The sequence below is a fragment of the Pseudomonas sp. MTM4 genome, assembly GCF_019355055.1.
Lineage (GTDB): Bacteria > Pseudomonadota > Gammaproteobacteria > Pseudomonadales > Pseudomonadaceae > Stutzerimonas.
On sequence record NZ_CP048411.1, the window covers coordinates 1,895,823 to 1,921,363 of the forward strand.

Below are 25,541 nucleotides of genomic sequence, written 5' to 3' on the forward strand. Positions count from 1 at the left end.
AGGGGGCCGAGGGTACCGGACGACCGGCACGACAGTGAGACGGCCATTCGGCCTGCCTCAACAGATGAGTTCGCCCGGATAGCTTTCCGGCTCGTCACCGGGCAGCGGCTCAGCGCCATTGTACTCAGCGATCAACTGCCGCGCGCGCTCGGCCTGTTCGCCATTCACCATCAGCCCAAGCAGACCAGCCGCCGGAAGCTCGCCGACCGCACCGACCAGATGCCGTCCGGTCAGAAACACCTCGATCCCTTCGGCGTTCAGCATGCCGCACAGCATTTCGGCTTCCAGCAGATCGCGGGGCTCGTAAATACGCAGCATCTATTCATCCTCCCGCAGTACATCGAGCTGCCAGTCCGCACCATCGGTTCGCAGATCGAAGACGATCGGTCGACAGCAGACCGAGCAATCTTCGATATAGCGCTGATCACCGCCACTCAGATCAAGCAGCGCCTCCACCGTTTCGCCGCAATAGGGGCATTGATAATCCTGTGATTCGAGCATCAGCGTCTCCCGCGTGACTTGCCGCTATAATCGCCGTCCAGTGTCACCAGCACCTAATACCGACCCCAAACGATTGGGGTTATTCAGTTTCTTACAGAGAGCATGATGGACGAATTCGAAGCCATCCGACCCTACGCCGACGCTGAAGTCCCTGCCGTGATGGCGCGGCTGTTCGCCGACCGGGAGTTCCTCGACATCCTGGCGCATTTCCGCTTCCCGCGCTTGGCCAGCCCGATGGGCTGGATGCTGAAACCACTCATAGCGCACCGCCTGCGGCGCGAGTTCGCCGGCATTCATTCGGTCGATACGCTGCAGTCGCGGATCGAGCTGTACCTGGACCGCACCATCGAACGTGCAACGGACGGCATCACCTATTCCGGCCTGGAAGACCTTCAGCCGGGCCGCGCTTATCTGTTCCTGGCCAACCATCGCGACATCGTGATGGACCCGGCTTTCGTCAACTACGCGGTGTTCCACGCAAAAATGCGTACACCGCGTATCGCCATTGGCGACAACCTGCTACAACGCCCGTTCGTCAGCGATCTGATGCGACTGAACAAGAGCTTCATCGTGCGCCGTTCGGTTACCGGCCGGCGCGAGAAGCTCGCGGCCTATCAAGTGCTCTCCGCCTACATCAATCACTCGATTCGCAACGACGGCGAGTCGATCTGGATCGCTCAGGCCGAGGGGCGCGCCAAGGATGGCGACGACCGCACCGACTCGGCGATCCTGAAGATGCTGCACATGAGCCGCAAGGACGAGCCCTTCGCCGAGGCACTGGCGGCGCTGCGACCCACACCGGTATCGATCAGCTACGAGTACGACCCCTGCGATCAGGCCAAGGCCCGCGAACTCTATATCCGCGCCACCACCGGCACCTACACCAAGGCGCCAGGTGAAGATGACACCAGCATTGCACTCGGCATCACCGGCTATAAAGGGCGCGTACACGTCAGCTTCGGCACGCCGATCACCGATGTTCCCGACGACCCCAAGCAACTGGCCATCGCGATCGATCAGCAGATCCTTGGCGATTACCGATTGTTCCCGGTGAATTACCTGGCGTACCGGATATGGGATGGGCGCGATCCGCAGCTGCCGATACCAGAGATCGCCGAACTGTTCAGCCGCGAGGAAATTGCCGCTGCCGAAGCCGAGTGGAGCAAGCGATTGGCTGCCTGCCCGAGCGTGCAGCAGCCTTACCTGATCCAGCAGTACGCCACTCCGGTACGCAATCAGCACAAGCTCAAGGCGGGTCTAAGCCTCTGACGCTTAATAGACCCGGCTGGCAATCAGACCAGCCGGGAAAACCAAGAAAGCAAGCAGGCCAGCGCTAGGCTGCCAAGACCGAAGCCATGGAAGAACCGGTCGATTCGCTGCGTCTCCGCCACTCCAGCCCGCCGCCCTGCCGACTGAATTACCGTTAACCGCGCCGCATCGAGCGCGAGCCGCTGACGCCAGCGCGTCGCCAGCAGCAACCAGGCGCCGCACATCGCAATCAGTAAGGCCATCGAATTGAGCAGAGGGGCCAGAACGGCCAGCTGCGAAATATCAATATTCAGTAACAATCCAACCCCCACGAACCGCGAAAGCTACTGGCTCGAACCGACCAGTGACGCGGCAGCGAGTCTACCTAAGCACGCCCGCTGCTTCAGCCACTTCCCGACCAAACGGAACGCGCCCCTGAGCTGGCAATTTGCCGGGTATTTGTGCCATTTATGCAGGTAGGCGCCGTCTCGATTGTTGACTTATAGTCCCTTCCGGCTTCACCCTCATCTTGTCTCGAGCAACCGAAATAGAGCGTGCGCCCGGCCTGAGCAACTGGGCGAAACTGCCGCGGATCGAGCAAACGGCAACTTGTAAATCGCTACGACCGTGGCGTCATTTACCGGGCCCAATGGCCCGCTACTTCATGGAAGTCGCCTCCTGAGAGCGCCGCGCTTACGGCAGTAGGCTCACAGGAAACCAGTTATCAAGATCAACAGGACCGAACAGTGAATAAGAACAAGTTTAAGACGGGGGCCCTCACACTCTCTTTGCTGGCAAGCGCCCTGCTGGCAAACGGAGCCATAGCGGCAGTATCCGAATCGGAAGCAGCCAAGCTCGGCGACAGCCTGACCCCGATTGGAGCCGAGAAGGCCGGCAACGCCGCCGGCACCATTCCGGCCTGGACGGGCGGCCTGCCGAAAGATGCCGCAGCGATTACCGCCGATGGCTTCGTCAGCGATCCATTCCCGAACGATCAGCCCAAATTCACTATCACCGCGCAGAACTACGAACAGTACAAGGACAACCTGAGCCCCGGCCAGATCGCCATGCTCAAGCGTTATCCTGACACTTACCGGCTGCCGGTCTTCGAGACCCGCCGCAGCGCCGCAGTACCGCAGCGGATCTACGACGCGGCGAAGAAGAACGCAACCCAGACCGAACTGGTCCGCGGCGGCAATGGCCTGGCGAACTTCGATACAGCGGTCGCCTTCCCGATTCCGCAGGATGGCCTTGAAGTCGCCTGGAACCACATCACGCGCTACCGCGGCGGCTCTGCCCGTCGGGTCGTAGCGCAGGCTACACCGCAGGTCAACGGCAGTTACAGCCTGGTCAAGTTCGTCGACGAAGTGGTGTATACCGACACCCTGAGCGATTTCAATCCTGAAAAGCACGGCAACGTGCTGTTCTATTTCAAGCAGCAGGTGACCGAGCCGTCGCGGCTGGCCGGCAACGTTCTGCTGGTACACGAAACCCTGGACCAGGTGAAAGAGCCGCGCATGGCGTGGATCTACAACGCCGGCCAGCGCCGCGTACGCCGTGCGCCACAGGTCGCCTACGATGGTCCGGGTACCGCTGCCGATGGCCTGCGCACCTCGGACAACCTGGACATGTTCAACGGCGCGCCAGACCGCTACGACTGGAAGCTGGTCGGCAAGAAAGAGATGTACATCCCGTACAACTCCTATCGCCTGGACTCGCCGACGCTGAAATACGACGACATCATCAAGGCCGGGCACATCAACCAGGACCTGACGCGCTACGAGCTGCATCGCGTGTGGGAAGTCGAAGCGACGCTGAAGACTGGCGAACGCCACATCTACGCCAAGCGTCATTTCTTCATCGACGAGGATACCTGGCAAGCCGCTGTGATCGACCACTACGACGGTCGCGACACGCTGTGGCGCGTAGCTGAGGCCCACGCCCAGTACGTCTACAACTATCAGGTTCCACTGTATGCGATGGAAACCCTGTACGACCTGGTGTCTGGCCGTTACCTGGTGATGGGCATGAAGAACGAGGAAAAGAATCCCTACACCTACGATTACAAAGCAAACTCCAACCAGTACACCCCGGCTGCCCTGCGCAACTCCGGCGTGCGCTGATTCGAGCGCTGCGGGCTGATGGCCCACCAAGGAACATCCTGCCCCTGAACTGTCCAGAAGCGTCGGACAGTTACGGTTAGGGGCTCAAGGCCTGGGTTCGGTATTGCACCGGACCCGGGCCTTTTGGTTTCCGCCCGCCGTACGAGCACAACGGACGGCCAGCTTCTAATGCGACGTCAGCAGCATCTGGTTGCGCTCGGATCGACAGATCGGAATTCACCAAATGCTCGGATGGAAAAAAAAGCCCGCATCGAGATGCGGGCTTCGGCGACTCAGGCAGGCCGGTTGAGCGCTGAAGGTTACTGAGCCAGCACCTGACCGATGCTCTGGTCACGGAATGCGCGGCTCAGCGCATCACTCAATACTTCACTGACCAGTTTGGTGTTGGTCTGCTCGTTCGGCGCCATCCCGAAGCGCTGGTTCAGCGAAGCGCCATAGCGACCCGTATAGCGACGACCGCCGTTCTGCACCTCGATACGAAGTGTTGCGCCAATGGTGGCCTCGGTGACGTAGAGCCCTTCCTTCGGCGACTGGTATTTCAGCTCAGCCAGGGTCAGGGTCAGCTGCGGGGCGTTATAGGCATTGGCTGATGGCGTGAATCCCAGCAGACGTACCGCCGCTTCGACCTGAGCCTGAAGCTTGGGTACGACTTTTTCCTTCGGCACGATCACGGCGCTGGTTTCCGGATACAGGCCGCCGCGCGTACCTAGTGTCGGCGAAGGCCGGCCATCCACGACGCGTACCGTTACCGGCTGCCCTTGACCGACAGGGTTGATGGTGCCAGTGATCTTCGGTGTTGGATCGAGCTGTTGCGGACTATGCGCGCAACCGGTCAGCACCAGTGCCGACGCGGCGGCAAGACTGAACAACAGGCGTTTCAGCATGCTGTCTTTCTCCAGAGTTAGGAATGAATGGCACGCAGTATAACCAGCCGTGCAACGGCCTGACAGCGGATGCCTTGCTGGGGGCCGGCGAATACCACGTGTCTGGGAGCCATGCATTAAAAAGCCGCGCAGCTCGTCAAAGCGGCGCGGCTTCAGGTGAAGCACGAACGTTGTAGCTAGACGGCCAGACCGAGACGCTTGTCGACCATCTCATTCACTTCGCGATACGCCGCAGCATCGGCTTGCAGCACCTTCTCGCGGGCCGGGAAGATTTCGCCGAGCTTGCGGCTCCAGGCTTCGCTCTGCGCCTGCTCCGGGAAGCAACGCTCGATCAGGTCGAGCATGATCGACACCGTGACCGACGCGCCAGGCGATGCGCCCAGCAGCGCGGCGATCGAACCATCTTTGGCGGAGACCAGTTCGGTGCCGAACTGCAGGATGCCGCCCTTCTTCGGGTCTTTCTTGATGATCTGCACGCGCTGGCCGGCCACTTCCAGGCGCCAGTCCTCAGCCTTGGCTTCGGGGTAGAAACCTCGCAGGGTTTCCAGCCGATCCGCCATGGACTGGCGAACCTCCTTGATCAGGTAGCGGGTCAGGTCCATGTTGTCGCGCGCGACGGCCAGCATCGGCTTGAGATTGCTCGGACGGATCGACATCGGCAGGTCGAGCGGCGATCCATACTTGAGGAACTTAGTGGTGAAGCCCGCGTAAGGCCCGAACAACAGCGACTTCTTGCCGTCCACAACGCGGGTATCCAGGTGCGGAACAGACATCGGCGGTGCACCGACGGCGGCCAGGCTGTAGACCTTGGCCTGATGCTGCTTGACGATCTCGGGGTTGTCACAACGCAGCCACTGGCCGCTGACCGGGAAGCCACCGTAGCCCTTGCCTTCCTCGATACCGGACAACTGCAACAGCGGCAGTGCCGCGCCACCCGCGCCTAGGAAAACGAAGCCCGCATCGATCTCGCGGTTGCTGCCATCACGGGTGTTCTTGATTTCCACGCGCCAGCCCTTGCCGTTGCGCTCCAGGCCGGTGACCTTCTGGAAATAGGACATCTTCACGCCGGGCCTGCTCTCGAGGTACACCAGCATTTGCCGGGTCAGCTCACCGAAGTTGACATCGGTACCGTTCAGCGCGCGGGTGGCGGCGATCGGCTCGTCGCCCGGACGCCCCGGCATCATCAGCGGCATCCACTCTTCCATTGTGGCGCGGTCTTCGGTGTAGACCATGTTCTCGAACGCGTGGTGGGTCTTCATCGCATCGAAGCGACGCTTGAGATAGTCGATGTTCTTTTCGCCGCGAACGAAGCTCAGATGCGGCACGACATTAAGGAAGTCCTTGGGACTGCCGAAGCCGTCACGACCCGTCAGATACGCCCAGAACTGCTTGGAAACCTCGAACTGGGTATTGATGGTGACGGCTTTCTTGATATCGATCGAGCCGTCTTTACTGTCCGGGGTGTAGTTCAACTCACACAATCCGGCGTGGCCGGTGCCAGCGTTGTTCCAGGGATTCGAGCTCTCGACGGCCCCGGACTCCTGCAGTTCGACGATCTCCAGCTTGATGTTGGGATCGAGTTCCTTGAGCAGTACTGCCAGAGTCGCACTCATGATGCCGGCTCCCACCAGCACCAAGTCCACGGCTTCGCTATCGTGTTGCGTCATTAACGCGTTCTCCAGAATCACAGCATTAAACTGTCACGACCGCAGTACGCCATCGTGTAGAACCACCAGCCAGGCGGCTAGAAACGGAGGAAGGTTTCCATGCCGCTGCTCGGGCTTGTGCCCGAAGACCGGTACCCAAGGGTGTCGGTCCGCTGTCGGGAGAACGGCTTTTGGCCTTCTCTCCCCTCGCTTCGAAACATCCCGGAGCGAGGCGACAGGCCTGGGCTCTACGGAATCCATGCAGCGAGAAAAACGATTGTGGCTGCCGCTTGCTCAGCCGGGGTCAAGGGTGTTTCCTACTCCGGCGGACTTGCCGCCAAAGCCGTTGTATCAGCCGCGAGCGGCCTTGATCAGTTCGATATAAGGCTCGGCCTGGCGTTGATCGGCGATCAGCGCAACGAAGTCCTGCCCCTTGGCGTCCTTCGCGTTCAGGTCGAAGCCGGCTTCGACGAAGAAGCCCAGAAAACGCTCGAAATCATCGACTCGCAACCCACGGTAGGCCTTGATCAACTTGTACAACGACGCTGGTGTTTCATCAGCCGGTTCCGGCTCGAGAAACAATTTGATCGCTTCGTCGCTGATCTCTTCGCCGATCACCTGTTTCTTGTCTTTGCGCATGCGTTCTCCGGTTCGACGGGCCTTACGGGGGCGGCAGTTTACTCCGCGAGGCGAGCGCACTCAACGCGCCAGGGATTCTTGCGACCAAGGTCGTACATGAAAATCCTCGATTTGGCGGCGATGTCGCCCTCAGGCAGACCAAGCCGGCGCCTATACTGGCGCTTTGCGCACAGGACGTGGCCACCATGAACGTTCCCCCGTTATTCGCTGCCTGGCGTCAGGCCCTTCGGTCGGGCTACGGTGGCGCCGCGCTACGCGGAGACATCACTGCCGGGCTGACGGTTGGGATCATCGCGATCCCTTTGGCCATGGCGCTGGCGATCGCAGTCGGCGTTGCGCCACAGCATGGCCTGTATACCGTGCTGATCGCCGCGCCGCTGATCGCCTTAACTGGTGGCTCGCGCTTCAACGTATCCGGGCCGACCGCAGCCTTCGTGGTGATTCTGCTGCCGATTACCCAACAGTTCGGCCTCGGCGGCCTGCTGCTCTGCACCATGCTTGCCGGGCTCATCCTGATCGCCCTCGGGCTGCTGCGCGCCGGCAAGTTGATTGCCTTCGTGCCCTACCCGGTCATCTTGGGCTTCACTGCGGGCATCGGTGTCGTTATCGCGACCCTGCAGCTCAAGGACGTCCTGGGGTTGACGATTACCGAACAACCCCACCACTACGTCGAACAACTGGGCATGCTGGCTCGCGCACTGCCCAGCGCGCAGCTGGGCGATGCACTCGTCGCCGCGTTGTGCCTGTCGATATTGATCGTCTGGCCGCGCCTGGTGCCCATGGTGCCCGGTCATCTGGTGGCGCTGATCGTCGGTGCGCTGGCAGGAATGGCGCTGGAATCGTCCGGTCTAGCCGTGGCCACACTGGGTGAGCGTTTCAGCTACACGGTCGATGGCGTCGCGCATCCTGGCATCCCACCGCTGCTTCCGGGTTTCGCCTGGCCCTGGCTGCTGCCCGGCCCGGACGGGCAACCGCTGGTACTGAGCTTCGAGCTGTTCCATCAACTGTTAGCGCCCGCTTTCGCCATCGCCATGCTGGGCGCCATCGAATCGCTGCTCTGCGCCGTGGTCGCCGACGGCATGACCGGCACCAATCACGATCCGAACGCCGAGCTTCTGGGCCAGGGCCTCGGCAATCTGGTCGCGCCGCTGTTCGGCGGTATTACTGCGACCGCGGCCATTGCCCGTAGCGCCACCAACGTGCGCGCCGGCGCTTTCTCGCCGCTGGCGGCGATCATCCATGCAGGCGTGGTGCTGGTGGCGATCCTCTGGCTCGCGCCGCTGTTCAGCTACCTGCCGATGGCGGCACTGGCGGCATTGCTGCTGATCGTGGCGTGGAACATGAGCGAAGCGCCGCATGTGGTCAGGACACTGCGCATCGCGCCGCGCAGCGACGTGCTGGTCTTGCTGACCTGCCTGATCCTGACGGTGCTGTTCGACATGGTAATGGCGGTGGGCGTCGGCTTGTTGCTGGCCGCCGGGCTGTTCATCAAGCGGATGAGCGAGCTGACCGATACCACCAGCCTGCGTCATGGCCAGAATCAGCTGCTCCAGGATCTACCCGAGCACGTTGCAGCCTATGCGATTCGCGGCCCGCTGTTCTTTGGCGCTGCGGAAAAGGCATTGAGCGTACTGCGACGTTTCAATCCGGACGTGCGGATCGTGATCGTGGATATCAGCGGTGTGCCGATGCTCGACATGACCGCTCTGGCGGCGCTGGAGAACGTGTTGTTGGACTATCGCAAGCAGGGCATTACGCTGATTCTCTGCGGCAGCAATGCCCGAGTGAGATTCAAGCTACGCCGCGCCGGCATTCGTCGGCTCGAAGGGCACCTGTACTACGTGCGCGATCTGGCCCAGGCGCGCGCCAAGGCCTTGCGCCTGCTGCCGGCTAAAGCAGGCTGACCCGTTCAAATCCGGTGATAGGCTCAGGGCGCGTTTGCGCGCTGAGCCCCGGTACCACGCGGCAGCTTAGCCGGCGAACTTTTGCAGATTGGCCATCATTTCCTTCAACGCTGCCAGGTTGTCAGCCGGGTGCGCGGCATTCTCGAAATCGCAGATTTGCTGCCAGTTGGCCGCGACGTCTTCGGCATCGAAGCCCGCCTTCGGATCGAATCCGACGCCCAGGCTGCGCTCCCAACGCACCTTGCCCATCCAGCCACCACCGACTTCGAACAGCCCGGATGTCTCCTGGCATTGCTCGCTGGCCAGGTACACAACCAGTGGGCTGACCAACTCGGGCTTGAGCTGCTCGAAGACCTGCGGAGGAATCAGGCCCTCGGTCATCCGCGTGCCGCCGGTAGGCGCGATGGCATTGACCAAAATATTGTTCTTGCGTCCCTCCAGTGCCAGGGTGCGTGTCAGGCCGTAGAGACCCAACTTGGCCATGCCGTAGTTGGATTGGCCGAAATTGCCGTAGATACCGGACGTGGACGCGGTGAAGATTACTCGACCATAACCCTGCTCGCGCATGTGCGGCCAGGCGGCGCGGGTGACTTTGTAAGCGCCTTCGACGTGCACCTTGTAGACCAGATCCCAGTCAGCGTCGTCCATCTTGTGGAAGGTCTTGTCGCGCAGAATGCCGGCGTTGTTCACCACCACATCGATGCGCCCGAAGGCGTCGAGCGCATGCTGGACGATCTTCTCGCCGTCGGTTACGGAGTCGTGGTTGGCGACGGCCGTACCGCCAGCCTGACAGATTTCCTCGACCACGCGATCGGCAGCCGAGCTGTTGGCGCCTTCGCCCTGAGCGCTGCCACCGAGATCGTTGACCACCACCTTGGCACCATGACGAGCGAACAGCAGTGCATGGGCGCGACCGAGCCCGCCACCGGCGCCGGTCACGATCACCACCTTGTCTTCGAAGCGGATGGCTTCAGTCATACGAGATTCCTCCAGCAGATTGTTATTGGATGACGTTGCAAAGGTGCCGCGAGTGTCGACGAGGCGAGTACGGCTCACAATCAAACGGCCATGAATGAATGCCGCGGCATAACGCTGCGGGATGATAGCGAGGTCGGTGCCGGTTCGAATGATCAAGCGCAACGCTGGCTATTTTTTGTACGACCGTCTGCAAACCAGCCGCAACGGGCTCGGACAGCTCATCTCCCCACCTTATCCACAGAACGCCCCACAGCTATTCGGGATAAGTGCAAAACCCCATCTCCGTTTCATCTATTTGCCTCGACTCGGCCTGTTGATGGCGCATTTTCAAAGGTTTACATCTATTAAAGACGAGCTTGGATAAAAAATAACCAGCCAGCTCAACACCGCTATCGGCGCGGCACATAGAAAAGCACGAAGAGCTTATCCACAGATCGTTGCACAGCGGACGGGGATAACTGTACGCACCGCGAGTGACTATCGTAGCCATGGCCATAAACTAAGAGCGACCGACGATACAGCGCGATAACCTTCTTCCAATTTCACAAGGACCGCGACGATGCCTAACTTCAACTTCTTTCAAACACTGTTCGCCAATTACGCTTCGGCTGTCGCCGGCAGTTGCGCTGGCGAACCGGTCGTTTAACCGGCCCGCTTGCCATGCATCGCTTTCTCGGACCCACGGCGGATAAAAATCGAACAATGGCTTACAGCTCAGCTATACCGGCTCCTCCATAGTGTTCGCCGGGGCTTATCCACAAGCATCTCCACAGTAACCGGGGATAACTATCTAACTTTCAAGCAGGCGACCACACACCCCGCCCAAACCCGCACAGCTGAAACACGACCACCACGGTCGCGATGAACGAACTCGCCTGCATCCGCTCGCTCCAATGTTCGAATTCAACTTGAGCTGGAGTATCCGCATGCTTGTCCGTCCTGTTGCGACAACCCAGGCGCGCGCGCAATCGCCGGGGGTGAAATGACTGGTTTCATAGGACTGGTACTGGTGGCGTTCGCCTGTTTCGTCCTGGTCTTCTTCATCAAGCAGCGACAATACAGGCATCCTGCGCTGCGCATGCCCTACCAGCTGAAACGCCCGTTCTTTCAACCAAGCGAAACTGAACTTCTGGCGCTACTACAGCAAGCGGCAGACGACTATCTGATTCTCAGCAAGGTACGGGTCGCCGACGTGATCGAGGTGACGGCGATACCACGGCGAGCCCCCTGGTATCAGGCAGTCAATCGGATTTCGGCGGCGCGCTTCGACTTTCTTCTGTGCGACCGGGAGACGCTGGAGCCTCGCTGCGCAATCGAGATGGAGCAGGCAACCGAAGCCAATGCCTTTCTCGATGAACTCAGCCAGACCGTCGGCTTGCCGCTGGTACGCCTGTCGCCGGAAACGGCACGTTCCTATACGGATGTACGGGCTGCGATCGTTCAGGCCACTGTTGATCGTCAGTAGCCAGCTATCCATGCGGTCCGACTTCAGCACGCTTGAACGGACAAGGGAGCCAATGTCTATTCGGTAACGGATAATCGCCGCCTGAAGACGCATAGCGCATTCACGTGTGTCGCGATTAATCAGACGACTAGCTTGCACAGACTCTCCAGTCTCCAGCCGGCCCCAAACAGTTACAGAAGGTACCGCTTAGCGTGAAACCGAGATGCTACTGAAATCCCGCCTTGCCGGCCTTTTCAATCTGGCCTCGCGCCTGATCCTTCGCTATCCAGGCGTCGTCGCGCTGTTCGGATTCTGCTCGGGCATTGCCAGCTTCGTTCTTGTGGAGCGCCATGCCGGGCTGGCGAAGGTGATCGCGGCAGTGATGCTAGCCAGCTGGCTCTGGTTGATGCTGGAAAACAGCCTGCGTCGCGGCGTGGAACGCCGGTTCGGCTGGAAGGTCCCGCCTCCGCTGCTGCGTTACGTCACGCAGATGGTGCATCAGGAAAGCCTGTTCTTCATCATTCCGTTCTTCTTCATTACCACCACTTGGAACAGTGGCCAGTCGGCGTTCACAGTGTTGTTGGGGGTCGCCGCGCTGGTCTCGCTGATCGACCCGCTGTACTACAAATGGCTGGCGCCGCGTCGCTGGATCTATCTGGCCTTCCATGCGCTGACGTTGTTCGCGGTCCTGCTGACGGCGCTGCCCATCATCTTTCACCTGTCCACGCCGCAGAGCTACCTGTGCTCTCTGGTCATTGCCGTGTTGCTGGCATTGCCCAGCCTTCTCAGCTTCTTCCCCGAATGGAACTGGAAAAGCCTGATCGCCATCCCGTTGCTTGCGCTCAGCGTCGGGCTGGCGGGTTGGGTGGGTCGCACCTGGGTCCCGCCGGCGACGCTGTGGCTGACCGACGTTGCCGTGACCATGAGCATCGACGATGCCTCGCGCAAGCCTGGCAACCGCTTGCGCCAGCTATCCAGCCAGGAGTTGCACGGCAATGGCCTCTATGCCTTTACCGCAATCAATGCACCACGCGGCTTGAAGGAACGCATCTACCATGTCTGGGAGCACAACGGCCGACGCGTCGACCGCATTCCCCTGGACATAAGCGGAGGACGCGAGGCGGGTTATCGCGCCTGGACCCACAAGCGCAACTTCCCAGGCAAGCCGGAAGGCCGCTGGCGCGTGCGGGTCCTGACCGAAGCCGGGCAAATGATCGGCATGCTGCGCTTCGAAGTCACCCAGTGAACCGCCATGCCTGTCACGACTCGAACTCAGACAGTCACCAGCGTGGAGCCAGGCGGAGGCATGCATGGAATGGTGGGAAATATTGAGCCGCACCGTTGCATCGGAATTCTCCGACATCCCTGATCTGGAGCATTTGATTCGCGTGTCGATGCGCTTACTCCTGGCGGCGGCACTCGGTGGCATTCTGGGCTATGAACGGGAATACAAAGGCAAGGCGGCGGGCCTGCGAACGCACATGCTGGTGGCACTCGGCGCCGCGCTGTTCGTGCTGGTACCGCTCGAGGCTGGCATGCCACTCGAGGATCTGTCGCGAGTCATGCAGGGCATCATTACCGGGATCGGTTTCCTCGGCGCCGGCACCATTCTCAAGGGCAGCTCGCAGCGCGACGTCAAAGGGCTGACCACTGCGGCTGGCATCTGGCTGACCGCCACCATCGGCGTCGCTGCCGGGCTCGGCCACGAAGCAACGGCAGTACTGACTACCTGCTTTGCGCTGGCCATCTTCCTGATCATGCCGCGGCTGGAGCAACACGCCACCAAAACGGCCGTTGACGAACACGATAAAAAACAGGGCCGCGACCGCGAACCACACCCTTGATTCGGCGCGGCTTCACAACTGAGCCACACAAGCAGATACCGCCATGCCAAGCCGCTACGCCTACCCTGTCGCCGTCACCTTGCTGCTCATCCTTGCTGGCTGCGGCGATACCGCAACGGTTCCTGTGGAGTCGGGTTACGGGCCGGACCCGGTCCTTCCGGAGCCGAACGAATCACTGATACCCACCGTCAAGATCGCCAAGGCTACCGGCTGGCCTGATGAAGCGAAGCCGCAAGCGGCGCCCGGCCTACGGGTCGAAGCCTTCGCGCGGGATCTGGATCATCCACGCTGGCTTTATGTCTTGCCCAACGGCGACGTACTGGTGGCCGAAAGCGACGCGCCGGCAAAACCGGAAGGCAACAAGGGCCTGCGCGGCTGGATCACGAAGAAGGTCATGGCCCGAGCCGGCTCCGGCGGCCAGAGCGCCAACCGCATCACCCTGCTGCGCGACGCCGATGGCGACGGCACGCCGGAAAAACGTAGCGTGTTCCTCGAAGGATTGAATTCACCGTTCGGCATGGCGCTGGTGGGTGATCAGCTCTATGTCGCCAACACCGATGCGCTGGTGCGCTTCCCCTATGAAGAGAGCGCCATCCGTATCGACAGCGAAAGCGAAAGCGAGAAAGTCGTCGCCCTGCCCGCCGGGCCGATCAACCATCACTGGACCAAGAACGTGATCGCCAGCCAGGACGGTTCGCGTCTCTATGTCACCAGCGGCTCCAACAGCAACGTCGCGGAAAACGGGATAGAGGCCGAGGAAAACCGCGCCGCCATCCTGGAAGTCGATCCGCAGAAAAAGACCCTGCGCCTGTTCGCCTCGGGCCTGCGCAATCCCAATGGTCTGGCCTGGCAACCGGACAGCGGCGGGCTTTGGACGACGGTCAACGAGCGCGACCAGATTGGTAGCGATCTGGTGCCCGATTACATGACTTCGGTGCAGGACGGCGGGTTCTATGGCTGGCCCTACAGCTACTTCGGTCAGCATGTCGACGAGCGCGCCCAGCCACCACGGCCGGATCGGGTGGCAAAAGCCATCGTTCCCGATTACGCCTTGGGCGCCCATACCTCTTCGATGGGGCTGACGTTCTACGAAGGCGCTCTGCTGCCGGAGCGTTACCGTCACGGCGCCTTCATCGGCCAGCACGGTTCCTGGAATCGCAATCCACGCAGTGGTTACAAGGTGGTATTCGTGCCGTTCGACAATGGCAAACCGGACGGCGCGGCCGAGGACATCCTTACCGGCTTTCTCAGCGCCGACGAGGAAGCCTTGGGCCGTCCGGTGGGTGTAGCCGTCGATAAGACTGGCGCGCTGCTGGTGGCCGATGACGTCGGTGACATCATCTGGCGCGTGACGCCAAACGATGACTGAGAGAACTCACAGAATCACCGGGAGCCGGCGCGACAGGCGAATTTCTTCGGGCGAAAGCTCGACGCTGTAGGCCAGTACCTCGACGCCGGCTGCCACCGCATCGCGCAACGCGGCGGCATACAGCGGGTCGATTTCGCTCGCCGGGCGGACCGCCTCGATGCCTGACAGGTTCACGCAATACAACTGCACCGCGCGTATACCGTCACGCGCCAGCGCAGCCAGCTCACGCAGATGGCGTGCGCCGCGAGTGGTTACCGCATCGGGGAAGGCCGCCACCGCCGTATCGCCAAAACCAAGGGTGACGCTCTTGACCTCGACGAACGCTGGCCCCGTCGGATAATCCAGGCGGAAATCCACCCGACTGTTTTCAATGCCGTAGGCAACTTCACGCCTGAGCGCGGTGAAACCCGCCAATTCCTCGATCACGCCGGCCAACAGAGCCTCTTCCACCAAGCGATTGGCACGCGCGGTATTCACGCAGGCCAGCCGCCCCTGCGGCGTTTCCACCAACTCCCAGGTGCCCGGCAGCTTGCGCTTGGGATCGCTACTGCGCTGAAACCAGACACGCGCGCCCTCACCCATGCAGTTGAGCATCGAACCGGTGTTGGGGCAGTGAATGCATAGATGCTCGCCGCTATCGGTGACGATATCGGCGAGGAAGCGCTTGTAGCGCCGGACCAGCCGGCCCGTTTCCAGGGGCGTAGCGAAGCGCATCAGCCTTGCCAGCTCTGCAGGCCACGAGCGATACGTTCGACCGCCGCTTCTAGCTGCGACAGGTCCTGGGTATAGGCGAAGCGCACATGATGCCCGGCCTGATAACGACCGAAATCGAGACCCGGCGTGATCGCGACGAACTCGGTTTCCAGCATGTGCTGGCAGAAGGCCAAGGCATCGCCGCCGAAAGCGCTGATATCGGCATATAGATAGAAAGCGCCCTCGGGCTCCACGGCGATGCCGAAACCCAGCTCACGCAGGGCCGGAAGCAAGAAATCGCGACGTCTGGCGAACTCGGCGCGGCGCGCTTCGAGGATTTCCAGCGTGGCCGACTCGAAGCAGGCCAGCGCCGCATGCTGGGCCATGGTCGGTGCGCTGATGTAGAGGTTCTGCGCCAGCTTCTCCAGCTCGGGCACGGCAGCTTCCGGTGCCACCAGCCAGCCCAGGCGCCAGCCGGTCATGCCGAAATACTTGGAAAAGCTATTCAGCACGAAGGCTTCGTCATCCACCTCCAGCACGCTGGCGGCGTCGGTGCCGTAAGTGAGGCCGTGGTAGATCTCGTCCACCACCAGATGCCCGCCCCGCGCCTTCAGCGCCGCAGATAGGCCCGCCAATTCGTCCCGGTTGAGCAGCGTTCCGGTGGGATTGGCCGGTGAGGCGACCAGGGCGCCAACGCTATCCTGGTCCCAATGGCGCTCGACCAGATCGGGCGTCAGCTGATAGCGGACATCGGCGCCCACCGGCACCAGTTGAGCGGCGCCTTCGATCAGGCGCAGGAAATGCCGATTGCAGGGGTAGCCGGGGTCGGCAAGCAGCCAATGCTTGCCCGGATCGACCAGCAGGCTGCTGGCAAGCAGCAGCGCACCTGATCCGCCGGGAGTAATCAGCACGCGTTCGGGGTCAATAGACAGTTGATAGCGCTGCTCGTAGAAACCGGCAATCGCCTCGCGCAGCTGTGGCAACCCTCGGGCAGCGGTATAACGGGTATGGCCGGCCGCCAGGGCAGCCTGACCGGCCGCGACGATGGGCGCAGCGGTGGTGAAGTCCGGCTCGCCGATTTCCAGGTGAATGACGTCACGGCCCAGCGCCTGCAACTCGTTGGCTCGCGCCAGCAGTGCCATGACATGAAAGGGTTCGATTGCACGACTACGCGCGCTATATGACGAGGTCATCTGACCGTCCTGAAGAGTACAAAACGTGAATTCTACCGAAGGTCCCTCTAACACCGCAGCCACCGTGATACTCGGGAGTAGCGCACCCCGATACGATCTGGTAAGTTCGCCCGCTTGCAGCCGCAGGGCCGGCACGGGCCGGCAGAGGGATTTCATTATCCTGCGCAATGGACATAGCGAGAGGCGTTCATCCATGCCCATTACCAAAACAACACCCAACAACCAATTGATTCGCGCCTTCGTGCCCTACAAGGAATCCAAGGGTGAGGAGTACATGAGCGACGACATGCGCGCTCACTTCACCGGCATTCTCAACAAGTGGAAGCAGGAGCTGATGGAGGAAGTCGATCGCACCGTGCACCACATGCAGGACGAAGCGGCCAACTTCCCCGACCCAGCCGACCGCGCCAGCCAGGAAGAAGAGTTCAGCCTCGAACTGCGCGCACGCGATCGTGAGCGCAAGCTGATCAAGAAGATCGACGAGACGCTGCAGCTGATCGAAGACAACGAATACGGCTGGTGTGACTCTTGCGGCGTCGAGATCGGCATCCGCCGTCTGGAAGCCCGCCCTACTGCCACGCTGTGCATCGACTGCAAGACGCTGGCGGAGATCAAGGAAAAGCAGATCGGTTCCTGATCCCGAACGGGGCGCTTCGGCGCCCCGCTTCATTTCCACCTCGCGCGTCTGCGCAGTATCCCGCCTCGCTGATCCACCACCCGAGCCGGCCCATGCCTTCTCCCCTGCCCTCGACATCCAACTACATTGGACGCTTTGCCCCGACACCCAGCGGCTACCTGCACTTCGGCTCGCTGATTGCCGCACTCGCCTCCTACCTCGATGCCCGTGCCGTGGGCGGCCGCTGGCTGCTGCGCATGGAAGACCTCGATCCGCCACGGGAGATGCCCGGCGCGCAGGACGCCATCATGCAGGCGCTGGAAGCCTACGGTTTCGAGTGGGATGGCTCCATGCAGCGCCAGAGCGAGCGCCATGCGGTGTATGAGGAAATGATCGAACGGCTGCTGCGCGAGGGCCTGGCCTACCCGTGCCTTTGCTCGCGCAAGCAGCTCGAAGCCTATCCAGGGCCCTATCCCGGCTTCTGCCGCGACGCGGGCCAGCCCTTGGAAAACGCCGCGATTCGCCTGCGCGTGCCGAACCTGGAATATCGCTTCACCGACCGCGTACAGGGCAAATTCGGCCAGCACCTGGGACGCGAGGTCGGCGACTTCGTCATTCGTCGCCGCGACGGCTTGTTCGCCTATCAGCTTGCCGTGGTACTAGACGACGCCTGGCAGGGCGTGACCGACGTGGTGCGCGGTGCCGATCTGCTCGACTCCACGCCGCGCCAGCTGTACCTGCAAGAACTGCTCGGCCTGCCGCAGCCACGCTATCTGCATGTGCCGCTGATCATTCAGCCGGACGGGCACAAGCTGGGCAAAAGCTACCGCTCACCGCCCCTGCAACCCGAGCAAGCCACCCCGCTGCTGCTCCGCGCATTGCGCGCCCTCGGCCAACCAACCGCCCCAGAACTGAACGACGCCCTGCCCGGCGAAGTCCTCGCCTGGGCGGTCCCGCGCTGGGATGCCGACCTCATCCCGCGCACACTGACGCTGGCTGAGGCGCAATTGGTCTAAAGCTGGAAGCTAATCCAAGTGTGAGAATCGCCGCGCTATGGCTTCAAGCTTTCGGCTTCAAGCTTCCAGCTGCTTCCTTTACCATCCCCAACTTCCGACACGAGTTCCAGCATGTACATCTACCGACTGGTGCTGCTCCTGGTGGTGGGGATCTATCTGTTCTCCCCTGCGATCATGGACTGGTGGATCGACCCCAACGGCGCCTGGTATCGGCCCTATCTGTTGTGGCTGATCCTCATCGTGGTGACTTTCATCCTTCAGAGCCAGCGCGATGCAGACGAGCTTTAGCCTCAGCCATCTGATCCTGATCAGCGTCGCCTATCTGTTGGTGCTGTTCGGGGTCGCCTGGGTCAGCGAGCGCGGGCTGATTCCGCGCTGGGTGATCCGCCACCCGCTGACCTACACCCTGTCGCTGGGCGTCTATGCCAGCGCCTGGGCGTTCTACGGCACGGTCGGCCTGGCCTATCAGTACGGCTACGGATTTCTTGCCACTTATTTAGGTGTCTGCGGCGCCTTTTTGCTGGCGCCGGTGCTGCTCTATCCAATCCTGCGTATCACCCGCACCTACCAGCTGGCCTCGCTGGCGGACCTGTTCGCCTTCCGCTTTCGCAGCACCTGGGCCGGCGCGCTGACCACCATCGTCATGCTGGTCGGCATGCTGCCGCTGCTGGCCCTGCAGATTCAGGCGGTAGCCGACGCCATCGGCATTCTCACGCTCGAGCCGCTGCAGGAGCGCGTGGCGCTGGGTTATTGCGTGATGATCATGCTGTTCACCATCCTCTTCGGCGCTCGGCATATCGCGACACGCGAGAAGCACGAGGGGCTGGTGTTCGCCATCGCCTTCGAGTCGGTGGTCAAGCTGCTGACCTTCGGCGCCATTGGCGTCTATGCCCTTTATGTCGTGTTCGGCGGCCCGCATCAGCTGGAGATCTGGCTGCTGCAGAATCAGTCTGCGTTGCAGGCACTGCACACACCGTTGCAGGAAGGCCCTTGGCGAACCCTGCTGCTGGTATTTTTCGCCTCGGCCATCGTCATGCCGCACATGTACCACATGACGTTCACAGAGAACCTCAATCCTCGGGCGCTGGTGAGCGCCAGCTGGGGCCTGCCGTTGTATCTGTTGCTGATGAGCCTGGCCGTGCCGCTGATTCTCTGGGCTGGCCTCAAACTCGGCGTCAGCACCAACCCGGAATACTTCACCTTGGGCCTCGGCATCAGCGCGCAGAGTGAAATGCTGACGCTGGTGGCCTTCGTCGGAGGCCTTTCGGCATCCAGCGGGCTGATCATCGTCAGCACCCTGGCGCTGTCGGGGATGGCGCTCAACCATCTGGTGTTGCCGCTGTACCAGCCGCCTACCGAAGGCAACATCTATCGCTGGCTGAAATGGACCCGACGCAGCCTGATCCTGGCAATCATCATGGCCGGTTACGGCTTCTATCTACTGCTCGGCGCCGAGCAGGACCTGTCCAACCTAGGCATCGTCGCCTTCGTCGCCACGCTGCAGTTCCTGCCGGGCGTGCTCTCGGTGCTCTACTGGCCGACCGCCAATCGCCGCGGTTATATCGTCGGGCTGCTGGCCGGCATCGCGGTCTGGGTGCTGACCATGCTGCTGCCACTGGTAGGCAATCTGGATGGCATCTACATCCCGCTGTTCAACGTCGTCTACGTGCTCGACGACACCAGCTGGCACCTGGCGGCGATCGCCTCGCTGGCGGTCAACGTGCTGGCTTTCTCGCTGTTCTCAATCTTCACCGAGACCAGCGCAGAGGAACAGGCCGCGGCGGAAGCCTGCGCCGTCGAGAACGTGCGCCGGCCACAGCGACGCGAACTGGCCGCAGCCTCGCCACAAGAATTCGCCACGCAACTCGCCAAGCCACTGGGCGCCAAGACCGCACAGCGCGAGGTGGAACAGGCGCTGAGAGATCTGCAGCTGCCGTTCGATGAACACCGTCCTTACGCCTTGCGCCGGCTGCGCGATCGCATCGAGGCGAACCTGTCCGGGCTGATGGGGCCGAGCGTTGCCCAGGATATCGTGGAGAATTTCCTCTCCTACAAGAACGGCGCGAGCGGCTACGTGACCGAAGACATCCACTTCATCGAAAGCCGCCTTGAGGATTATCACTCGCGCCTCACCGGCCTCGCCGCGGAGCTCGATGCGCTGCGCCGCTATCACCGCCAGACCCTGCAAGAGCTGCCCATGGGCGTTTGCTCATTGGCCAAGGACCAGGAAATCCTGATGTGGAACCGTGCGCTGGAGGAACTTACCGAGATTCCGGCGCTGCAAGTGGTCGGCTCGCGCCTGTCGACCATCGCCGAACCCTGGCAGAGCCTGCTGATGGATTTCATCGGACAGAGCGACGAGCACCTGCATAAGCAGAGACTGCAACTGGACGGCCACAGCCGCTGCCTGAACCTGCACAAGGCTGCCATCGCCGAGCCGCTGGCGCCCGGCAACAGCGGCCTGGTCCTGCTGATCGAAGACCTCACCGAAACCCAGCAGCTGGAAGACCGCTTGGTGCACTCCGAACGCCTGGCCAGCATCGGGCGCCTGGCAGCCGGCGTCGCCCACGAAATCGGTAACCCGATCACCGGCATCGCCTGCTTGGCGCAGAATCTACGCGAGGAGCGCGAAGCCGATCATGAGATCAGCGAAATCAGCAACCAGATCGTCGAGCAGACCAAGCGCGTTTCGCGCATCGTCCAGTCGCTGATGAGTTTTGCCCACGCTGGCGGCAGGCAGCAGGATTTTTATCCGGTCAGCCTCGCGGAAGTGGCGCAGGATGCGATCGCTCTGCTGTCGCTCAACCGCCACGGAACCGAGGTGCGCTTTTTCAACCTGTGCGACCCCGAGCATCTGGCCGAAGGCGACCCTCAGCGTCTCGCTCAGGTATTGATCAACCTGCTATCCAATGCTCGCGATGCATCGGAGCCCGGCGACGCGATCCGGGTCCGCAGCGAGGTGTCCGAGCAGACCGTCTACCTCATCGTCGAAGACGAAGGCAGCGGTATTCCGCAATCGATTCTGGACCGTCTTTTCGAGCCGTTCTTCACTACCAAGGATCCAGGCGAAGGCACTGGACTGGGCCTCGCGCTGGTCTATTCGATCGTGGAAGAGCATTATGGGCAGATCAACATCGACAGTCCGGCAAATGCTGAAACCCAACGCGGAACTCGTTTCCGCATTACCCTGCCGCGATATGTCGGGACGAACGATACCGTTGATTGACGAGGCGATGGGCGTTGTTCAGGCATAGCTGCCATGTACAACTCAGCGGGGAACCGGCCGAGTCGGGGCTTGCGAAAGTGGCCTCCAGCCCGGCGGCAGGCCCCGCCCCATCGCGACCGCTTGCACAGGCTGCGGAACAGGCTCCGCGACGCGCCCTTTCCTACCGAGCTGCAGCCGCTTTCAGACCGTCGAGAGAGTACTGATGTCACATATTCTGATCGTCGAAGACGAAACCATCATCCGCTCCGCCTTACGCCGACTCCTCGAACGCAACCAGTACGAAGTCAGCGAAGCCGGATCGGTGCAGGAAGCGCAGGAGCGCTACAGCATTCCGGGTTTCGACCTCATCGTCAGTGATCTGCGCCTTCCCGGCGCGCCCGGCACCGAGCTGATCAAGCTCGCCGAAGGCACTCCGGTGCTGATCATGACCAGCTACGCGAGCCTGCGCTCCGCGGTGGACTCGATGAAAATGGGCGCGGTGGACTACATCGCCAAGCCTTTCGATCACGACGAAATGCTGCAGACCGTAGCTCGCATCCTCCACGATCGACAGCAGGCAGCCACCGCTCCGGCTGCCGCCTCGCGCAGCGCCGCGGGCCCGGTAACAGATAGCGGCTCCGGTAACGGCGAGATCGGCATCATTGGCCGCTGCGGCCCGATGCAGGATCTGTTCAGCAAGATTCGCAAGGTCGCACCAACCGATTCCAACGTGCTGATCCAGGGTGAATCGGGCACAGGTAAGGAGCTCGTCGCACGCGCGCTGCACAATCTTTCCCGCCGCGCCAAGGCCCCGATGATCTCGGTCAACTGCGCCGCCATTCCTGAAACTCTGATCGAATCCGAACTCTTCGGCCATGAGAAAGGTGCGTTCACCGGCGCCAGTGCCGGTCGCGCCGGCCTGGTGGAAGCGGCCGATGGCGGCACGTTGTTCCTCGACGAGATCGGCGAGCTGCCGCTGGAAGCACAAGCGCGACTGTTACGCGTGTTACAGGAAGGCGAAATCCGGCGCGTCGGCTCTACCCAGTCGCAAAAGGTCGACGTACGCCTGATCGCAGCGACCCACCGCGACCTGAAAACGCTGGCCAAGAACGGCCAGTTTCGCGAAGACCTTTATTACCGGCTGCATGTCATCGCGTTGAAATTGCCGCCCCTGCGCGAGCGCGGCGCCGACGTCCTGGAAATCGCCAAGGCGTTTCTGGCGCGGCAGAGCGAACGCATGGGTTCCGATGAGATGCACTTTTCCCGCGAGGCGGAGCAGGCGGTACGGCATTACACCTGGCCGGGTAACGTGCGGGAACTGGAGAATGCCATCGAGCGCGCCGCTATCCTCAGCGAGAGCGAGGAAATCAGCGCGGAGCTGCTGGGCATCGACATCGAGTTCGACGCTCTCGACGACGACTTCGATGAGCCCTGCGCTCCACTGGGCGGCGCCGTCTCGACCAACAACGAGCCGACCGAGGACCTTTCCCTGGAAGACTACTTCCAGCATTTCGTGCTCGAGCATCAGGATCACATGACCGAGACCGAACTTGCCCGCAAGCTGGGCATCAGCCGGAAATGCTTATGGGAGCGTCGCCAGCGTCTGGGAATCCCGCGACGCAAATCGAGCGCCACCGGGTAGCGGTTGTTACCCACCCCATCGAGACGTAACAGAAACCGGGTTCATCGGTAACGGGAACCCGGTTTTTTGTAGGCCGAAAAGACGATGAAAAAAGCTAACCAGCTGTTTTATAAGGACTTTCAAAAACTGGCACAGCAAATGCTTTATATCTGGCACAACAACAATAACAAGCAGACCCACAATAAGAACAAGACGTACCGGCTCTAGCAGAATAAATACAAGAAGGCGGAGGCGTAGCTAACTGATTCTTTTGGAGAGGAACTGTCAAATGGGGTTTTGCCCCATAACCAGGCTGAGAACAACAAAAACTGCATAAGCAGAGCCTGAACTGGTTGGATCATATGATCAATGGCAAGTCAGCGACCAAAGCAATCCGTTTGCTCTTTGCTCCCAATGTAGGAGCAATTCCTGGAAGCGATAGCTGAAAGGAACGGGTGATCAAACAAAAACAACACGCCCGAAATACTAATAACAACAAAGCACGCGACATCATTTAAAAGGGGAGCTTCGGCTCCCCTTAGTGCTTTCTGGCCCCGGCCATTTTTGACACCTCCCCGCGCTTCGTTCACCATCCCGGCTCCCGGTGCTAGAATCCACGCTCGTTCGTGGCCATTCGCCTCGCCACTCAGTCCTTTCGCCACACAGTGCCTCCCATGCTGAAAAAGCTGTTCCAGTCTTTTCGTTTGCCCCTGCGCCGTTTGCCGCATCCCCGTCGCACACCCGAAATACTGTCCAGCCGGCAGCACTCGCTGCACCGCAATGATCTGAGCCGACATGCCGTCAGCGTGGTCGAGCGGCTTCAGCATGCCGGGTACGAGGCTTATGTCGTGGGCGGTTGTGTCCGCGATCTGCTGCTGGATCTGGACCCAAAGGACTACGACGTCGCCACCAGCGCCACGCCTGAGCAAGTACGCGCCGAATTTCGTAACGCTCGAGTCATTGGTCGACGTTTCAAGCTGGTCCATGTGCATTTCGGACGCGAGATCATCGAGGTCGCCACCTTCCGCGCCAATCATCCGGAAGAGGATGACGACGAGGCCAGCCACCTGGCTTCGCGCAACGAAAGCGGCCGCATCCTGCGCGACAACGTCTATGGCAGCCTGGAAGACGATGCCCAGCGTCGCGACTTCACGATCAACGCGCTGTATTACGACCCCTCGACCGAGCGCATCCTCGACCATACCCATGGCGTACATGACATTCGAAATAGGCTGATCCGCCTGATCGGCGATCCCGAGCAGCGTTATCAGGAAGATCCGGTGCGCATGCTGCGAGCGGTCCGCTTCGCCGCCAAACTGGACTTCGAGATCGAGCAGCACAGCGCCGAACCCATTGCCGAACTGGCCGATCTGCTGAACGATGTACCCTCAGCCCGCCTATTCGACGAAATCATCAAGCTGTTCCTCAGCGGCAAGGCTGAGCGCACCTTCGACTTGCTGCTGGAGCACGACCTTTTCGCGCCGCTATTCCCGGCTAGCGCCGAGGCGCTGGAAGACAATCCCGAGTACACCGACACGCTGATCCGCAATGCGCTGGCCAATACCGATCAGCGCATTGCCCAAGGCAAGCCCGTCACTCCCGCGTTCCTGTTCGCCGCCCTGCTGTGGCCGGCGCTGCCGGCGCGCGTCGCCGAAGCGCAGGCCAGAGGATTGCCGCCCATACCGGCGATGCAGGATGCCGCGCATGAGCTGATCTGGGAACAGTGCCAGCGCACCGCCATACCCAAACGTTTCACCATGCCGATGCGGGAAATCTGGGACATGCAGGAGCGTCTGCCGCGCCGTCAGGGTCGTCGCGCCGATCAGCTGCTGGACAATCCGCGCTTTCGTGCGGGCTACGATTTCCTCCTGCTGCGCGAGAGTGCCGGCGAGCAGACCGACGGTTTGGGCGAATGGTGGACCGACTATCAGGAGGCCAGCGACAGCGAACGTCGCAACATGATTCGCGGCCTCAGCAGCAAGGACAACGCCAACGGAGCGCCGCGCAAACGCCGCCGCAGCAACAATCGACGCAAGCGCGGCCCGAACGAAAGCGCACCGACCTCCGACGAATAATGGAACGGGTTTATATCGGCCTGGGCAGCAATCTGGCCGAACCACGCGAGCAGTTGCGCGGTGCGCTCAAGGCATTGGCGGCCGTCCCCTCTTCTCGGCTCGTTGCGGTGTCTTCGCTATACGCCAGCGACCCGCTCGGCCCACCGGATCAGCCGCGCTACAACAATGCCGTCGCCGCGCTCGATACCTTGCTGGCCCCGTTGGATCTGCTCGACGCGCTGCAATCCATCGAAAAGGCTCAGGGACGCGAGCGCAAGGCAGAGCGCTGGGGACCGCGAACACTGGACCTCGACATCCTGCTGTTCGGCGATCGGTTACTCGACGAGCCGCGCCTGACCGTCCCGCATTATCATCTGCATGCCCGAGCCTTCGTGCTCTATCCACTCGCCGAAATTGCACCGCAGCATCTGCAGCTTCCAGATGGACGCAACCTAGCCGATCTGCTGGCAGCCTGCTCATTCGAAGGCCTCGAACGCCTCGACGAACCGCTGTAACCCACCGGTAACAGATGTAACGTGTGGGTAACACTCACGATTGACTTA

The 25,541-nt window shown here is 61.4% G+C and carries 23 protein-coding genes; 14 read left to right on the top strand and 9 right to left on the bottom strand.

Annotation, left to right across the window (positions count from 1 at the left end; genetic code table 11):
- Positions 1 to 57: 57 nt before the first annotated feature.
- Positions 58 to 318 carry a DUF2007 domain-containing protein gene (locus GYM54_RS08665; RefSeq protein ID WP_181100348.1) on the bottom strand — a complete coding sequence of 87 codons (261 nt, stop codon included), beginning with the start codon at positions 316 to 318 and terminating at the stop codon, positions 58 to 60.
- Positions 319 to 501: a CPXCG motif-containing cysteine-rich protein gene (locus GYM54_RS08670; RefSeq protein WP_131650747.1), complete on the bottom strand. Its 183-nt coding sequence runs from the start codon at positions 499 to 501 to the stop codon at positions 319 to 321.
- Between the two features lie 105 nt (positions 502 to 606).
- Between GYM54_RS08670 and GYM54_RS08675 the strand changes: the two genes are divergently transcribed.
- Positions 607 to 1,770: a 1-acyl-sn-glycerol-3-phosphate acyltransferase gene (locus GYM54_RS08675; protein WP_177493055.1), complete on the top strand. Its 1,164-nt coding sequence runs from the start codon at positions 607 to 609 to the stop codon at positions 1,768 to 1,770.
- Between the two features lie 23 nt (positions 1,771 to 1,793).
- Here GYM54_RS08675 and GYM54_RS08680 read toward each other — a convergent pair whose 3' ends face one another.
- Complete coding sequence (locus GYM54_RS08680; RefSeq protein WP_181101455.1) at positions 1,794 to 2,012, bottom strand: hypothetical protein; 219 nt, start codon at positions 2,010 to 2,012, stop codon at positions 1,794 to 1,796.
- A 483-nt stretch (positions 2,013 to 2,495) separates the two neighbouring features.
- Between GYM54_RS08680 and GYM54_RS08685 the strand changes: the two genes are divergently transcribed.
- Positions 2,496 to 3,872, top strand: coding sequence for a DUF1329 domain-containing protein (locus GYM54_RS08685; protein WP_131650750.1), 1,377 nt, complete (start codon positions 2,496 to 2,498; stop codon positions 3,870 to 3,872).
- Positions 3,873 to 4,171: 299 nt separating this feature from the next.
- Here the strand turns inward: GYM54_RS08685 and GYM54_RS08690 are convergent, their stop codons facing one another.
- The 3 genes from GYM54_RS08690 to GYM54_RS08700 all read right to left on the bottom strand — a co-directional run bounded on the left by GYM54_RS08690 (position 4,172) and on the right by GYM54_RS08700 (position 7,041).
- The gene (locus GYM54_RS08690) at positions 4,172 to 4,756 is read right to left on the bottom strand and encodes a YajG family lipoprotein (RefSeq protein WP_131650751.1); all 585 of its coding nucleotides are present in this window, start codon (positions 4,754 to 4,756) and stop codon (positions 4,172 to 4,174) included.
- Positions 4,757 to 4,932: 176 nt separating this feature from the next.
- Positions 4,933 to 6,438, bottom strand: a complete 1,506-nt coding sequence (gene mqo, locus GYM54_RS08695; RefSeq protein ID WP_257626599.1) for a malate dehydrogenase (quinone) — start codon at positions 6,436 to 6,438, stop codon at positions 4,933 to 4,935.
- A gap of 315 nt (positions 6,439 to 6,753) precedes the next feature.
- Positions 6,754 to 7,041, bottom strand: a complete 288-nt coding sequence (locus GYM54_RS08700) for a PA4642 family protein (RefSeq protein ID WP_131650753.1) — start codon at positions 7,039 to 7,041, stop codon at positions 6,754 to 6,756.
- A gap of 185 nt (positions 7,042 to 7,226) precedes the next feature.
- Between GYM54_RS08700 and dauA the strand changes: the two genes are divergently transcribed.
- Entirely contained in the window at positions 7,227 to 8,945 is a 1,719-nt protein-coding gene (gene dauA / locus GYM54_RS08705; RefSeq protein WP_197445558.1) for a C4-dicarboxylic acid transporter DauA, read from the top strand.
- 66 nt (positions 8,946 to 9,011) lie between these two features.
- Here dauA and GYM54_RS08710 read toward each other — a convergent pair whose 3' ends face one another.
- Positions 9,012 to 9,923 carry an SDR family oxidoreductase gene (locus GYM54_RS08710; RefSeq protein WP_197445557.1) on the bottom strand — a complete coding sequence of 304 codons (912 nt, stop codon included), beginning with the start codon at positions 9,921 to 9,923 and terminating at the stop codon, positions 9,012 to 9,014.
- Positions 9,924 to 10,905: 982 nt separating this feature from the next.
- Between GYM54_RS08710 and GYM54_RS08715 the strand changes: the two genes are divergently transcribed.
- From GYM54_RS08715 to GYM54_RS08730, 4 genes are all read left to right on the top strand, one after another.
- Positions 10,906 to 11,388 carry a DUF2726 domain-containing protein gene (locus GYM54_RS08715; RefSeq protein ID WP_197445556.1) on the top strand — a complete coding sequence of 161 codons (483 nt, stop codon included), beginning with the start codon at positions 10,906 to 10,908 and terminating at the stop codon, positions 11,386 to 11,388.
- A gap of 202 nt (positions 11,389 to 11,590) precedes the next feature.
- Positions 11,591 to 12,613 (top strand): DUF5924 family protein, encoded by a 1,023-nt coding sequence (locus tag GYM54_RS08720; RefSeq protein ID WP_131650757.1) that lies wholly within the window; start codon positions 11,591 to 11,593, stop codon positions 12,611 to 12,613.
- Between the two features lie 64 nt (positions 12,614 to 12,677).
- Positions 12,678 to 13,211: an MgtC/SapB family protein gene (locus GYM54_RS08725; protein ID WP_131650758.1), complete on the top strand. Its 534-nt coding sequence runs from the start codon at positions 12,678 to 12,680 to the stop codon at positions 13,209 to 13,211.
- Between the two features lie 43 nt (positions 13,212 to 13,254).
- Positions 13,255 to 14,580, top strand: a complete 1,326-nt coding sequence (locus GYM54_RS08730; protein WP_197445555.1) for a sorbosone dehydrogenase family protein — start codon at positions 13,255 to 13,257, stop codon at positions 14,578 to 14,580.
- Positions 14,581 to 14,586: 6 nt separating this feature from the next.
- Here the strand turns inward: GYM54_RS08730 and sfsA are convergent, their stop codons facing one another.
- Together sfsA and GYM54_RS08740 are read right to left on the bottom strand one after the other, a co-directional pair.
- Positions 14,587 to 15,294 carry a DNA/RNA nuclease SfsA gene (gene sfsA, locus GYM54_RS08735; protein ID WP_181100334.1) on the bottom strand — a complete coding sequence of 236 codons (708 nt, stop codon included), beginning with the start codon at positions 15,292 to 15,294 and terminating at the stop codon, positions 14,587 to 14,589.
- Positions 15,294 to 16,466, bottom strand: a complete 1,173-nt coding sequence (locus GYM54_RS08740) for a pyridoxal phosphate-dependent aminotransferase (RefSeq protein ID WP_181100332.1) — start codon at positions 16,464 to 16,466, stop codon at positions 15,294 to 15,296. Before GYM54_RS08740 ends, sfsA begins: the two co-directional genes overlap by 1 nt.
- Positions 16,467 to 16,659: 193 nt before the next feature.
- On the opposite strand from GYM54_RS08740, the gene dksA reads away from it, so the two are divergent.
- From dksA to folK, 7 genes are all read left to right on the top strand, one after another.
- Positions 16,660 to 17,103 carry an RNA polymerase-binding protein DksA gene (gene dksA / locus GYM54_RS08745; RefSeq protein WP_131650762.1) on the top strand — a complete coding sequence of 148 codons (444 nt, stop codon included), beginning with the start codon at positions 16,660 to 16,662 and terminating at the stop codon, positions 17,101 to 17,103.
- A gap of 92 nt (positions 17,104 to 17,195) precedes the next feature.
- The gene (gene gluQRS, locus GYM54_RS08750; RefSeq protein ID WP_181100330.1) at positions 17,196 to 18,098 is read left to right on the top strand and encodes a tRNA glutamyl-Q(34) synthetase GluQRS; all 903 of its coding nucleotides are present in this window, start codon (positions 17,196 to 17,198) and stop codon (positions 18,096 to 18,098) included.
- A gap of 111 nt (positions 18,099 to 18,209) precedes the next feature.
- Positions 18,210 to 18,386, top strand: coding sequence for a hypothetical protein (locus tag GYM54_RS08755; RefSeq protein WP_003095129.1), 177 nt, complete (start codon positions 18,210 to 18,212; stop codon positions 18,384 to 18,386).
- Entirely contained in the window at positions 18,370 to 21,324 is a 2,955-nt protein-coding gene (locus GYM54_RS08760; protein ID WP_181100328.1) for a sensor histidine kinase, read from the top strand. The genes GYM54_RS08755 and GYM54_RS08760 overlap by 17 nt, the downstream gene beginning before the upstream one ends.
- 202 nt (positions 21,325 to 21,526) lie before the next feature.
- Positions 21,527 to 22,945 carry a sigma-54 dependent transcriptional regulator gene (locus GYM54_RS08765; protein WP_181100326.1) on the top strand — a complete coding sequence of 473 codons (1,419 nt, stop codon included), beginning with the start codon at positions 21,527 to 21,529 and terminating at the stop codon, positions 22,943 to 22,945.
- A gap of 653 nt (positions 22,946 to 23,598) precedes the next feature.
- The gene (locus GYM54_RS08770; RefSeq protein WP_197445554.1) at positions 23,599 to 24,999 is read left to right on the top strand and encodes a polynucleotide adenylyltransferase PcnB; all 1,401 of its coding nucleotides are present in this window, start codon (positions 23,599 to 23,601) and stop codon (positions 24,997 to 24,999) included.
- Complete coding sequence (gene folK / locus GYM54_RS08775; RefSeq protein WP_197445553.1) at positions 24,999 to 25,493, top strand: 2-amino-4-hydroxy-6-hydroxymethyldihydropteridine diphosphokinase; 495 nt, start codon at positions 24,999 to 25,001, stop codon at positions 25,491 to 25,493. Before GYM54_RS08770 ends, folK begins: the two co-directional genes overlap by 1 nt.
- Positions 25,494 to 25,541: the final 48 nt, after the last annotated feature.